The 13,209-nt window shown below is 67.4% G+C and carries 10 protein-coding genes; 5 read left to right on the top strand and 5 right to left on the bottom strand.

Annotated elements, in window-relative coordinates; all coding sequences use genetic code 11:
- Positions 1-113 precede the first annotated feature (113 nt).
- On the bottom strand, positions 114-989 hold the full coding sequence (locus tag H7A87_RS03100; RefSeq protein ID WP_046345616.1) for a DMT family transporter: 876 nt from the start codon (positions 987-989) through the stop codon (positions 114-116).
- A 314-nt stretch (positions 990-1,303) separates the two neighbouring features.
- Here H7A87_RS03100 and H7A87_RS03095 point away from each other — a divergent pair, with 314 nt between their 5' ends.
- Positions 1,304-2,155, top strand: coding sequence for an SAM-dependent methyltransferase (locus H7A87_RS03095; RefSeq protein ID WP_119129537.1), 852 nt, complete (start codon positions 1,304-1,306; stop codon positions 2,153-2,155).
- Positions 2,156-2,359: 204 nt separating this feature from the next.
- Entirely contained in the window at positions 2,360-2,914 is a 555-nt protein-coding gene (locus tag H7A87_RS03090) for a hypothetical protein (protein WP_180496878.1), read from the top strand.
- 170 nt (positions 2,915-3,084) lie between these two features.
- Here the strand turns inward: H7A87_RS03090 and H7A87_RS03085 are convergent, their stop codons facing one another.
- Both H7A87_RS03085 and H7A87_RS03080 read right to left on the bottom strand, forming a co-directional pair.
- Entirely contained in the window at positions 3,085-3,297 is a 213-nt protein-coding gene (locus H7A87_RS03085; RefSeq protein ID WP_119129727.1) for a hypothetical protein, read from the bottom strand.
- Positions 3,298-3,568: 271 nt separating this feature from the next.
- A complete protein-coding gene (locus H7A87_RS03080; RefSeq protein ID WP_115675953.1) occupies positions 3,569-5,443 on the bottom strand; it encodes a diguanylate cyclase in 1,875 nt (624 codons plus the stop codon).
- 432 nt (positions 5,444-5,875) lie between these two features.
- Between H7A87_RS03080 and H7A87_RS03075 the strand changes: the two genes are divergently transcribed.
- Together H7A87_RS03075 and H7A87_RS03070 are read left to right on the top strand one after the other, a co-directional pair.
- Complete coding sequence (locus H7A87_RS03075) at positions 5,876-6,967, top strand: DUF1615 domain-containing protein (protein ID WP_119129535.1); 1,092 nt, start codon at positions 5,876-5,878, stop codon at positions 6,965-6,967.
- A 160-nt stretch (positions 6,968-7,127) separates the two neighbouring features.
- Positions 7,128-9,452, top strand: coding sequence for a S9 family peptidase (locus tag H7A87_RS03070; protein WP_180496877.1), 2,325 nt, complete (start codon positions 7,128-7,130; stop codon positions 9,450-9,452).
- Between the two features lie 317 nt (positions 9,453-9,769).
- Here H7A87_RS03070 and H7A87_RS03065 read toward each other — a convergent pair whose 3' ends face one another.
- Both H7A87_RS03065 and H7A87_RS03060 read right to left on the bottom strand, forming a co-directional pair.
- On the bottom strand, positions 9,770-11,701 hold the full coding sequence (locus tag H7A87_RS03065; RefSeq protein ID WP_119129726.1) for a S9 family peptidase: 1,932 nt from the start codon (positions 11,699-11,701) through the stop codon (positions 9,770-9,772).
- Between the two features lie 193 nt (positions 11,702-11,894).
- Complete coding sequence (locus tag H7A87_RS03060) at positions 11,895-12,230, bottom strand: DUF3817 domain-containing protein (protein WP_180496876.1); 336 nt, start codon at positions 12,228-12,230, stop codon at positions 11,895-11,897.
- Between the two features lie 150 nt (positions 12,231-12,380).
- Here H7A87_RS03060 and H7A87_RS03055 point away from each other — a divergent pair, with 150 nt between their 5' ends.
- Complete coding sequence (locus H7A87_RS03055) at positions 12,381-13,004, top strand: YiiX/YebB-like N1pC/P60 family cysteine hydrolase (protein ID WP_119129532.1); 624 nt, start codon at positions 12,381-12,383, stop codon at positions 13,002-13,004.
- Positions 13,005-13,209 lie beyond the last annotated feature (205 nt).

Genomic DNA, 13,209 nt, shown 5'->3' with positions numbered 1-13,209 from the left:
GGAATCGGGAATCGGGAATCGCATCAGCATCAAGCGCATCGCGACATTTCGATAGAGCGCCCCTCCGATTCCCCATTCCCCATTCCCGATTCCCGCGGCGCACAGCGCCGCCCTCAGACAATCTTGGTCCGCCGCCACCACCGCGAGACCTGCTCTTCGCGGATCAGCGTGAACAGCCCGGCACCCAGAATCAGCGCGATGCCGACCGCCATCGGCCAGTCCAGGTGGTCGTGGAACAGCAGGTAGCCGAAGGCGATCGCCCACAGCATCTGGCTGTATTGCGTTGGCGCAACCACACTCACCGGCGCCATGCGCGTGGCATACATCAGGCAGATCGCCGCCAGGCCGGCAAGCAGGCCATAGCCCGCCAACAGGCCCCACTGAGACAGCGTGGGCCAGACAAAGGTCGGCAACATCATGATCCCGCCCATCACCAACGGGCCGATCACGCCGGCGCCGTACAAGGTCAGGCGTTTTTCGCTGTGGCCGGCCATGCGCAGGGTGATGACCGAGATGGCGCCGACCAGGCCACACACGATCGCGGCCACATGCCCATGGGTGAGATGGCGAAAGCCCGGGCGCAGCACGATCAACACGCCGATGAAACCCACGATCACCGCCGACCAGCGCCGCCAGTGCACCTCTTCCTTGAGAAACACCACCGACAGCACGGTGACGAAGATCGGCATCAGGAAGATCAGCGCGAATGCCTCGGCCATCGGCAAGGTGGTGAACGCAATCACCGAGGTCAGATTGCCGATGGCGCCGGTAAGCGCACGCAACAACCACAGGCTGGGTTGCTTGGCCATCACCAGTTCGCGCAACCGGTCGTCCGGCTTCTTCAGGAATGGCACGGCCACCAGCATCAGCAAGGCGCCGAGAAACAGCACTTCGTAGACCGGCAGCGTGCCTTCCAGCAGCTTCACGAACGCATCGCTGATCGAATAGGCCGCATAGCAGGCAAACCCCAACAACACACCCTTCAGCATTGCCGATCCTCCATTGCCGATCCTCCACGGTTGGCGCCAATCGGACACCATGTCGACGGGGCGGTGCGCAGTATGCGGTGCGGCGTGCGCCAGAGGAATCGGCGCAGGTCTCCGGGCACGGGCGCTCATGCACTGCCACCGGCACCGCCGCACACGGCCGGGCTGGCCACCGCGTTGCAGAACGGCCGCTGCGCCGCCCCGCCGGCGTGCGGGTCATGCATTGGATGCCCATGCGCGGTGGGTCGGTTACGATGCCGGTCCATCCCTTGTAATGGCGACGCGCGTCACGCGCGCCGACCCCAGACCAGCGACCCGTGCCCAACTACTCCGGCCCACTCCTCACCTGCTCCGATGCCCAGGCACTGCTTGCCGCGCGCGGCAGTGGCCTGACCCAATGGACCGGCTCGCTGGACCTGGGCCGCAGTACCGGCATCGCCCAGCTGGACGCGCAGACCTGGCAGTGGCGTGGCCGGGGTTACCCGTATCCGGGCAAGCTCAAGGAGCGCACGCTGTACTTCTGGGACGGCGACGACTTCGCCCCGATCTCGCGCTTCGGCGGCGCGTTGATCAAGCTGGTTCCCACCGAATGGGGCGCGCCGACCTTCGAGATCGATGGCATCAAGATGCTGCCTTCGGCGCAGCTGTCGCCGTTCGAGGATGCGCGCCGCAAGGTGGCGCTGGTCGATCCGCGCGGCAAGGTCGTGCTGGATACCTGTGGCGGGCTGGGCTACTTCGCCGCCTGCTGCCTGGAGGCCGGGGTGGCGCAGCTGCAGTCGTTCGAGAAGAATGCCGACGTGCTGTGGCTGCGCACGCTCAATCCGTGGTCGCCGGATCCGGACGATGCCGCCCACGGCGGGCGTCTGCAGCTGACCCAGGCGGATATCTCGCAGCACATCGCCACGCTGGCTGACGGTGCGTTCGACGCCATCCTGCATGACCCGCCGCGTTTCGGCATCGCCGGCGAGCTGTACTCGCAGCTGTTCTACGACCAGCTGGCGCGGGTGTTGCGGCGTGGCGGGCGCCTGTTCCATTACACCGGCGCGCCCAACCGGCTCACCAGCGGGCGCGATGTGCCCAACGAGGTAAGCAAACGCTTGAGCAAGGCCGGTTTCAGCACGCAGCTGGCGCTGGATGGCGTGCTGGCGACGCTGCCGGCGCGGCGCTGACTGCACGATTTTTCTGAGGTGACCGAAGCGCGCAGTCTGGAGCGGCCAGCCGTGTGTCGATGCTGCGGGCGAAACCGCGGTACAGCAGACAGACGCCACACCGAGTATCGGCTACCCGTACGCGTGAGGCGCATCGCGTCTGCCACCGGCATCAGGCCTGCAAATGGATCTGCGATACTGCACTGCCCACGACAAGGACGTTGCATGCGCATCCACCTTACGACCTGGTTGCTCTCCGCGCTGTTGACGACGACGGGCGCGCCAGTCCACGCCCAGACCGCGCCGCAAACACCGTCACCGTCGCAACCCATGTCCGAAGTCACCGCCCGCCATCCGGTCACCACCGCCGTCCTGGCCGGGCGCGCGATTCGCCTGGGCGAACACGCCGGCAAGTGCGCGCTGCTGCGCGATGATGAAGTGCTCCCACTGGGCATCGGCGCGCCGTGCTACTTCAGCATCAATCGCGAGCATGGCGCCCAGGTGCATCACTTCAACGGCAGCGATATCGTGCTCGTGCAACATGCCCACCCCCGCGCGGAACCGGACTGGGACATCAAGCTGTACGGGCCGATCTGCGCATTCGAAGCGCAGGCCGTGCGCGAGGTGGATGGCGTGCTGGAACCCGGCAGCGTCGCCAATTCCTGGCACTGCGACCCCACCGTGGGCGCCGATCAGAAGCAGTTCGTCTACAGCTACGACACCTGGCCCAGGCGCGAGACGCAGACGCCATCGCGCAAGCAAAAGCAAACGCAGCCCTGATTGCCGCATGACGCGCAGGTGTCGATCGGCGCAGGCGGTTGCCACCGCCTTGCGACCCCTTTGCTGATCAACACCGTGTACTGACCAGCGGCTCGCCGCACGCCTGCGCCGCCGCGTCGTCGTCGACAGTGTGGCACCGCAGTTGCGCATGCCGTGGAGCACCGCGCAGGTCATCGCCGGCCGCGTCTTTGCGCCGTCCAGACAACGTAGGCGAACCAGGCGATGACCGCCAACGGCACACTGGTCAGTAACGCATCCCAGCCGATGGCGATCCAGAAACGCTGCGGGTCTGCATCCGCATGGAAGATCCTGGTCGGCCGGCCGCGGATGACGCTGATATAGCGCCCCGTGACGATCGCCTCCAGCAACAGCCACAGCCGCATGCAGCAGGCGATCGCCACGACAACGGCCCCCCCGCCGATGATCCATTCATGGATCCGGGATGCTGCGGGCGCTGGCGCAGGTGGCGGTGATTTGGGCCGCTTTTTTTTCACGCAGGCATCGGTTCGATGGAGGCGGCGCAGTGTACGCCCGTGGGTGTCGGGCGGTCGCGGGCAGAGCCTGGTGACCGCTGCCACCCACCACCGCGCGCACTGCACTCGGTGCATCAGCGAGCGCTGCGGCAGCCAGGCCGCAGGTGCCCTCATCCACGCGTCAACATACCGCCCACTGATCGCGCCCGGCGGTCTTGGCGGCGTACAGGGCAAGATCGGCCTGCCCCAGCAGCACATCCAGGCCGGTTCCTGCAGTCACGCTCACCGCGCCCATGCAGAAGCGCACCGGCTGGTCGGTGGGCAGGCCGGCGATCTCGATCGCGGCCACTGCATTACGCAGCCGCGTAAACACGGCAGGAATCTCTTCTGCGCTGCAGCCCGGCAGCACCAGCAGGAATTCCTCCCCGCCCAGCCGTCCCAGGCGATCCTGCGTCCGCAGCGCCAGCCTGGAGGCGCAGGCAAGCGCCTTGAGCACGGCATCGCCGGCAGCATGCCCGTGCACGTCGTTGATCAGCTTGAAGTGGTCCAGGTCGATCAATGCCAGCATGCACGGCACCTGCGAGCGCACCGATTGCTCGACCTGCTGCTGCGCCTCGGCGCGAATGGCGCGGCGGTTGGGCAGGCCGGTGAGCTCGTCGCGCATCGCCAGCCGCGAGAGTTGCCGCCGATGGCACGCACCGAAGGCCAGCACCACCAGCGCACCCAGCAACAACAGGCAGGCCGCACACAGGGCGATCCACAGGGCGCGTTGACCGGCTTCGCGGGCCTGCAAGGCCAGTTGCGCGGTCTCGCTGCGCCGGCGCAGCTCGGCGGTTTCGGCGCCACGGCGCGCGTCTTCGTAACGCGCCTGCAGGCGCAGCATCACGGTGTCGCGCTGGCGATCCAGGCTCTGCGCACGCAGCGTGTTGGCGCGTTGCAGTTCCTGGTATGCCTCGGCATGGCGCCCCTCCGCCGCCAGTGCCTGGGCAATGGCATCGAGCAGTTTCGCGCGCCGTCCCAGCGACAGGTGGGGGTCGTCCGCCGCCTTGGCCGCGACGATCTCCACGCCGAGGCTGCCGGACTTGAGCGCGGTCAATGCCTGCAGCAACACCGCATGGCAGGCGGCCACCCGGCCGACATTGCCCTGGCGTTGCATCAACGGCAGTGCCTCGCGCGCCATTGCCAATGCCGCGCTGGCATCGCCGGCTTCGATCAGGACCTCGCTGCCGCTGGTCAATGCCGCGGCCACGCCGGCCTGATCGCCCAGCTCGCGACTGAGCGCCAGCGCGCGCTTGAAATGCAGCAATGCCGCGTCCGGCTGCTGCGCTGCCAGCGACGTGCCGTACTCGTATTCGATCAGGCTGCGCTGAAAGCGTGCCGGCTGGCCACGCAGGCGCTCCAGGGCACGCTGCAGGTAGTCTTCGGCGTCGTTGTCCTCGGTCGAGCGGCCACCCACGCGGCTGGCCAGCGAACCGAGCTGGGTCAAGGCATCCAGCTCCAGGCCCAGGCTGTGTTCGCGCACTGCGCACTGGTAGCTGGCCTGTGCGGCGTTCCAGGCCTCGTCGCTGCTGCCGGAGGCGAGCATGCTCCACATGTCGACCGCCTCGACCTCGCACAGCAGATCGTTGCGCCCCAGCGCACGCGCCTGCTGACGCAGCGCTTCCAGCCGCGCCAGCATGCCGCGGTTGGGACTCTCGCGCACATCGCTGAGCGCCTGCACGATCGCCAGCCACAGCTGCGCCTGCGCCGTGTTGCCACGCACGTTCGTCAACATCGCACGCGCCTGGGCCAGGGCCGCCTGACGGCGCTCGCTCTCTTCCAGGGAAATCAGCACGCGCGCCTGCGCCAGCAAGGCCCAGAACTGCGCGTCGGCGTCGCCATCGCTGCGGGCACGCTGCAACGCGGCCTGGGCGACCTGCAGGGCGGCCCTGGGGTCGTCGATCGTGGCGGTTTCGATGCGCTTCCATGGCTGCGGCTGCGCCCACAGCGTCGCACTGCACAGCATCGCGGCCATCGCAACGACCATGCGCCGCCAGCGCGGCGTCGCGCCGCTCATCGGGCCCTCACGGCGACGACAAGCCACACCGCATGGCTGCCGTGGACGGGACATGCCGCCCGCCCCGTATCGGGTTTGCTGGTTGCTGCAGCACTGAAGCTCTCCCGTGGCTGGCTGGCTGGCGGTGGAATCGGAGCGACGTCGGCGTCTGCCTGACGCCGCGATGCAAACACACGGTCATGATGACTGGCGAGCGCGGCAGGTCATGTGATCGCCACGCATTGCGCCAGGATCGTTAGCGGCCTGCGGGCTGCGGGCTTGAATCGGCCTGCAGCTCGTGCCGGTGGCGACCGGCGACCGGGCGCGTTGCGAAACGCCTGCGACCCGGCAGGCTGGCCGCAGCCGCCCTGCTGCACTCGCCGGATGCGGCCCGGCGACAGCCACGTAAACTGCCGCACGGCACCTGCCGCCCCCACCGATTTTGGAGACGCCGTGACATCCCGCCTGCCCCGCCTGCTCACGCTGCTTGCCGTCGTCTTGCTGTCGGCCTGCGCCACCCAGGCGCCGCGCGCGCCACAGCGCTCGCCGGACGCGGTCAAGGCCGACATCGCCCGGCGCCTGCCGACCACGCTGACCGATCGCGCCAGCTGGGCCGACGATGTGTACGTGGCCCTGTCCTCGCAGGGGCTGGACACCAGCGCCGAGGACATCTGCGCGGTGCTGGCGGTGACCGAGCAGGAGTCGACCTACCAGGCCAACCCGGTCGTGCCCAATCTCGGCAGGATTTCGCGCGCGGAGATCGACCGCCGCGCCGGCGCGCATCACATCCCCGGCTTCATGGTCGATGCCGCCTTGCGCATCGCCTCGCCCGATGGCCGCAGCTATGCCACGCGCATTGCCAGCGCGCGCACCGAGCAGGAGCTGAGCCGCATCTTCGAAGACTTCACCGGCAGCGTGCCGCTGGGCGCGCGCCTGTTCGACGGGCTCAATCCGGTGCATACCGCCGGGCCGATGCAGGTCAGCATCGCGTTTGCCGAGCAGCACGCCGAGCGCTATCCGTATCCGCCTGGCGACTCGATCCGCCACGAGGTCTTCAGCCGCCGCGGCGGGCTGTGGTTCGGCACCCGGCACCTGCTCGGCTACCCAGCCAGTTACGACGCGCTGCTGTACCGCTTTGCCGACTTCAACGCCGGCTGGTACGCCAGCCGCAATGCCGCGTTCCAGGCAGCACTGAGCAAGGCCAGCGGGATCGCATTGACCCTGGACGGCGACCTGCTGACGCCCGGCGCCAGCCTGGATGCGCCCGGCGCCACCGAACGCGCCGCACGCGCCCTGGGCAGCCAGCTGGCGATGAGTGACCGTCAGCTCCGCCGTGCCCTGGAGGCCGGCAACTCCATCGATTTCCAGGATACCGAGCTGTATCGCCAGGTGTTCGCGCTGGCCGAGCGCAGCGCCGGCAAACCGCTGCCACGTGCGGTACTGCCCGGCATCACCCTGGACAGCCCCAAGATCACCCGCACCCTCACCACCGCCTGGTTCGCGCAGCGGGTCAACGCGCGCTGGAATCGGTGTATGGGCAAGTAGTCGCCGGTGCCGCAGGGCGAGCGGCACCTGGGGCGCCACGCCTGGCATCTTCGTTCCACGGCAAGGCACGACGTTTGGCAGGGTCGCATGCCCCGCCCGCACACGTAGCATGCGAGGTTGCACCGCCGTTGTCGGCGCGCACCCTTTTGATGAGGTCCACATGCCCACACCGTTGCCGTTGCGCCACCTGCTCGCTGCCCTGATGACCGCCCTGCTGCCCGCGGTGGCCAGCGCGCAGGCACCGGGCGTGACCGAGGCCGACTACGCCCGTGCCGAGCGCCTGATCTACTACGCCGCGCAGCCCCTGGTCGACCATGCTCCCACGCGCGTGACCTGGCTGGATGCCACCCATGTGGTCTACGTCGACCACGATGCCAAGGGCGACCGCCTGCTGCAGCTGGACACCGCCACCGGCAAGACCGCGCCGCTGTTCAAGCCCGCGGCGCTGGCCACCGCGCTCAACACCCTGCTCAAGACCGGTGACAAGCCGCTCAAGGCCGCCACCCTGGCGCCCAAGGTCAGCCTCGGCGCCGATGGCCGCTACCGCCTCAACGTGCGCGACACCGCGGTGGTCTGCGACGCCCGTGCGCGCTGCAGCAAGCTGTATGCGAAGGACAAGCCCGAACCGGGCGTGCTGTCGCCGGACAAGCGCAGCGAAGCGTTCATCCGCAACTGGAACCTGTGGGTGCGTGATCTGGCCAGCGGCCAGGAAACCCAGCTCACCCGCGATGGCGTGGAAAACTTCGGCTACGCCACCGACAACGCCGGCTGGCAGCACAGCGACAACGCCATCGTGGCGTGGTCGCCGGACTCGCGCAAGATCGCCACCTTCCAGCAGGACCAGCGCAAGACCGGCGACATGTACCTGGTCAGCACCAAGCTTGGGCATCCGCAACTGCAGTCGTGGAAGTACCCGCTGGCCGGCGACAAGGACGTGACCACGATCGAGCGCGTGATCATCGACGTGCCCAGTGCCAGCGTGGTGCGGCTGAAGATGCCAGCGGACCAGCACCGCTCCACGCTGTGCGACGACGTCAGCTGCTCGCCGGGCCTGTGGGACGACGTGAAGTGGGCGCCGGACAGCAAGACCCTGGCGTTCGCCTCGACCTCGCGCTTCCACAAGCAAGTCTGGCTGCGCATTGCCGATGCCGGCACCGGCGCCGTGCGCACCGCCTTCGACGAAACCGCCAAGACCTATTACGAAAGCGGCCAGGTCGCCGCCAACTGGGCTTACCTGCCCGGCAGCAACGAGGCGGTGTGGTTCTCCGAACGCAGCGATTGGGGCCAGCTGTATCTCTACGACCTGGCCACCGGCAAACCCAAGCGCGCGATCACCAGCGGCGAAGGCAACGTCACCGAACTGCTGCGCGTGGACCCGGTGACGCGCACTGCATGGTTTGTCGGCGTGGGCCGCACGCCGGGCGTGGACCCGTATTACCAGCAGCTGTGGAAGGTGAGCCTGGACGGCGGCGAGCCGGTGCTGCTCACGCCCGAGGTTGCCGACCACAGCATCGCGCTGTCGCCCGATGGCAAGCGCTTCGTCGACACCTATTCCACCTCGGTCACGCCGCCGGTGAGCGTGCTGCGCGATGCCGCCGACGGGCGCACGCTCGGCACCATCGCCACCGCCGACATCAGCCGCCTGAAGGCCGCCGGCTGGGTGCCGCCGGAGCCGATCACGGTCAAGGCGCGCGATGGCAAGACCACGCTGTACGGGCTGATGTTCAAGCCGACGAATTTCGATCCCGCGCGCAAGTACCCGGTGATCGACTACGTCTACCCCGGCCCGCAGACCGGCTCGGTGCGCGGCCGCAGCTTCCTGGCCGGCCATGGCGACAACCAGTCGCTGGCCGAACTGGGCTTCATCGTGATCGCCATCGATGGCATGGGCACGCCGTGGCGCTCCAAGACCTTCCACGACACCTGGTACGCCAACATGGGCGACAACACCCTGCCCGACCAGGTGGCCGCCGTGAAGGAACTCGGCCAGCGCTACCGGTGGTTCGACACCAGCCGCGTCGGCATCTGGGGGCATTCGGGCGGCGGCAATGCGTCCACCGCCGCGATGCTGCGCTACCCGGAGCTGTTCAAGGTGGCCTGGTCGGAAAGCGGCAACCATGACAACCGCGGCTACGAGGACGACTGGGCCGAGAAGTATCACGGCGAGCACATCGTCAACAAGGACGGCACCTCCAACTACGACGACCAGGCCAACGCCACCCACGCCAGCAAGCTCAAGGGCAAGCTGATGCTGGTGCACGGCACGCTGGACGACAACGTGCCGCCGTACCTGACCTTGCTGGTCGCCGATGCACTGATCAAGGCCAACAAGGACTTCGACATGCTGATGCTGCCCAACGCCAAACACGGCTACGGCGAGCTCACCCCCTACGTCGCCCGCCGCCGCTGGGACTACTTCGTGCAGCACCTGCTCGGCGCCACACCACCGGCGCAGTATCAGATGAAGCCGATGCCGGAGAAGTAGGCGACGCTGGACGCGGCATCGTCGGCCATCGACGGTGCCGCGCTATCGCGCAGTTGAACCGGGAGTGCAGAGAAAGCGGCGCCGCAGCCAGCCTGCGCCGTCGTGCAGCATCGGCCCTGGGCGCGACACCATGCCCCCCAAGAACCGTAGGAGCGGACCCGGCCGCGACGCCCACCCGCACACGCAAACGCCGCAACACAGCACCGCAAAGGAATGCAGGCGCACACGGTACAGCTGCCACATCAAACCGCATGCACCACCACCGGCACGCGAGATCACGCGCCCCATCAGGCAACACCTGGTGGAACGCCACCCCGTTACTTCGCGGTCCCACCACCCAGCTGCTTGCCCAAGAACGCCAGCAAGCGCGTGTAGTACTCGCGTCGGTGCGCCTCGGTATAGAAGCCGTGGCCCTCGTTGGGAAAGTACAGCGACTCCACCGGCACCCCCGCACCCTTCAACGCGCGCTCCATCGCCTTGGTATGTTCGATCGGTGCGCGCTCGTCCTTGCCGCCGGCCGCCAGAAACACCGGCACCTTGATCTGCTTGGCCAGCACCACCGGCGAGCGCGTGGCCAGGGTGTCACGTGCACCCAGCCAGTCGCCGGTCCAGTTCTTTGCCCAACGCGCGGAGCGCGCGGTGTCGCGGGCCATCATGTCCAGATCGTAGACGCCAACATAGCCAGCGGCGCAGCGGTACACCGCCGGCTCCTTGGCAACCCCCATCAGCGCAGCGTAACCACCGTAGCTGGCACCGTAGAGACAGATGCGCGAGGCATCGGCCACTCCCTGCGCGATAGCCCAGCGGGTGGCATCGGTGAGATCGTCCTGCATGCGCCCACCCCACTCCCTGGCGCCGGCCTGGGTGAAGGCACGCCCGTAATTGGCCGAGCCGCGGTAATTGACGCGCAGCACCGCGTAACCGGCTGCGGCCAGCAGCTGGGTGTCGTCGTCGAACTCCCATTTGTCGAAGATCCCGAACGGGCCACCATGCGGCATCACGATCAACGGCAGCGGCTTGCCTGCCTCGGCGTGCAGCGGCTGGGTCAGATAGCCGTGCAACTCCAGGCCATCGCGCGCCTTGAAGCTCACCTGCCTGGTCGCCGGCACGCCATCGGGCGGAAACCATTCGCGGCGACTGAACACCCGGTCGGCCTTCTTGCTGACCGTGTCGAACAAATAATAATCGCCGTTGTTGCGATCGCTCCACACATACACCAGCACCAGGCGACGGTCGCGGGTGGCCGAGGTGATGTAGACCGCATTGCCGTCGAAGGCTTTTTCCAGGCTGCGATAGAGCCTTGCCGTCGGCGACTTCTCGTCGAAGAAGCGATTGCGCACCCGGTCGCTCATGTAGGACGCACCGATCGGCGTGGTGCCATCCAGGTCGCGCAGGATCCGGTAGGGGTCGACGGTGTCGTCGTGCAACAACGGCGTGGACTTTCCGCTGGCCGGGTCCCATCCCACCAGCACATCGGTGCCGGTTGCCTGCTCCACTTGCAGGTAGGCCTGGCTGCCATCGGCCGCAAAGCCGAGCGGAAACGCACGATGCCCGCTGCTGGCGGCATCGTTGACCAACCGCCACGGTGCAGCATCGTCGTCGCGGTAATACAGCTTGCTGACGTTGGTGACATCGGCGCCGTTGGCAAAGCGGATGCGCCCCTGCTGGTCGGTCACGAAGTTCGCACGACGCACCGGCGATGTCGCCACGGTACTGCGCCGGCCGGTCAGGATATCCAGCTTGTCGATACGGATGCTCGGGTCGCCGACGAACGGGATCGTGGACACCAGGATGTTGCGCGGATCACCGGGCAAGGTATCGAGCATGAACGTGCCAGGCTCCAGGTCCATCTTCAACTGCACGCCGTTGATCTCCGGATTGGTGCCATAGGGGCTGGCCAACAGACGGCCATTCTTGCCATCGGCGTCGATGGCATGCAGTTGCCCGATCGCCATCGGCTCGTCGCGCGAGCCCAGCCGCTGCGCCATCGACACCACGATGCGGTCGTCGCTGGCCCACCAGAAATCGTCCACCACGCTGTTGGCGCCACCGGTGACTTTCGCGGTGGCCACCTTGTCCTGGCGCCGCACGATGCCCAGCACGGTGCGATCTTCCAGCGGCATGGTGAGCGCGAAATAGTCGCCCGTCGGCGAGATCTTGATCCGCTCGAACTGGTCGCTTTTGAGATAGGGCGTCAGATCCACCGGTTGCGGCGGCGTCTGCGCGCAAACCGATCCGGTGATTGCCATCGCCACCGCCAGTGCGACAGTCGCCTTCCTCATCCAGTAATGCATTGCGACACTCCGCCTCTTCCTTGGTCCACCTATGGTGGCAAAGGCGGTTGGCGGCGTCCATCCTCTGACGTGACGTTGGATGCGTTCACAGCGAGATGCCGCGTACCGCGCACGGCCGCCTGGCAATGCCTGGCCTGCCCTGATGTGCTCAGACACCGCCCCGTGTGCGCACACCCAGCAAGCCGATGCGCCGAAACCACATCTCCAGCGGCACCGTCACCAGCGGCGGCAACGCGGCCAGCAGGCTCAGCGCCCACGCCCACCACGGCCAGCGCAGCCGCAACGCGGCAAGCACGCTGACCGCCACATAGAACAGGAAGGCCGCGCCATGCAGGCGCCCGAACACCCACACCACCAGCTCGGTGGTGTGGGTGCCGTACTTGAGCAACATGCCGACCAACAGCCCGGCCCAGGTCAGCCCTTCGAAAAAGGCGGCGGCGGCAAATAGCCGGCCGATCGGCGACAACGCAGAAGAAGCACGCATGCAACACTCCAGACGGACAGGGATTGCCGCGACGCGATGGCGGCGGCGACGCCCGCTGGCCACCGCATTCTACAGAGCGCATCGCGCACCAGCCGCCCGCCGTCGTTCCTGGCGATAATGGGCGCCCTTTGCATCACCTGCCGGCCTCCCATGCGCGTCCTCCTCCTGCTCGCCGTGCTCGCACTGGCACTGCTGCCCGCAACGTCCATCGCAGTCCAGCTCCAGGACGGCGACCTGTTGTTCGTCACCGCCGCCCGCACCGGCCTGAGCGGCGCCATCGACGATGCCACCGCCAAACAGGACGCACCCAGCTTCGATCACGTCGCGCTGGTAGCGCATGCCGGCGATACGCAGGTGGTGCTGCATGCGGACGAAAACGGCTCGCGCGAGCAGGCGGTGCAGGCGTTCATCGACGACGCCAGCGCCAGGCACCGGCAGATCGTCGTGTACCGGCTCACCCCCGAGCATCGCGCTGCCATCTCCGATGCCATCGCGCAGGCTCGGCGCATGCTCGGCAAACCGTACAACCAGACCTACGTGCAGGACGACAACAGCTACTACTGCTCGGACTTCATCGAGCGCGCCTTCCGCGCACATCACGTGTTTGCGCTGCAACCGATGAACTTCCGGAACCTGCAGACCGGTCAGGTGTCGCCATACTGGACCGAGTTCTATCGCAGCAAGGGCATGGCCGTGCCGCAGGGCCTGCCCGGCACCAATCCGAACGATATGGCCAAGTCGGCGGCATTGCGCGTGGTTGGTCGTCTGCACTGAGCACCGGTGCTCCCGGGTTCTCGATGATTCCGCGGGCGCTTGGGTTCTTCGAGCATCGAGAACCTGGCAGCGGCCCGTGTTATACGTTGCCATGCCAGTCGCGTCTTCCGGCATTGCTGGCATCGTCGATGTCGGTACGCACCCAACGCGACAGAACCGGCACGCGCGGTCCGCCACGTATCAACAGCCAGCTCTCGTCTGCACC

This window comes from Xanthomonas sp. CPBF 426 (genome assembly GCF_903989465.1).
GTDB classification, from domain to species: Bacteria; Pseudomonadota; Gammaproteobacteria; order Xanthomonadales; family Xanthomonadaceae; genus Xanthomonas; species Xanthomonas euroxanthea.
This window is presented reverse-complemented; position numbering and strand designations above follow the sequence as displayed.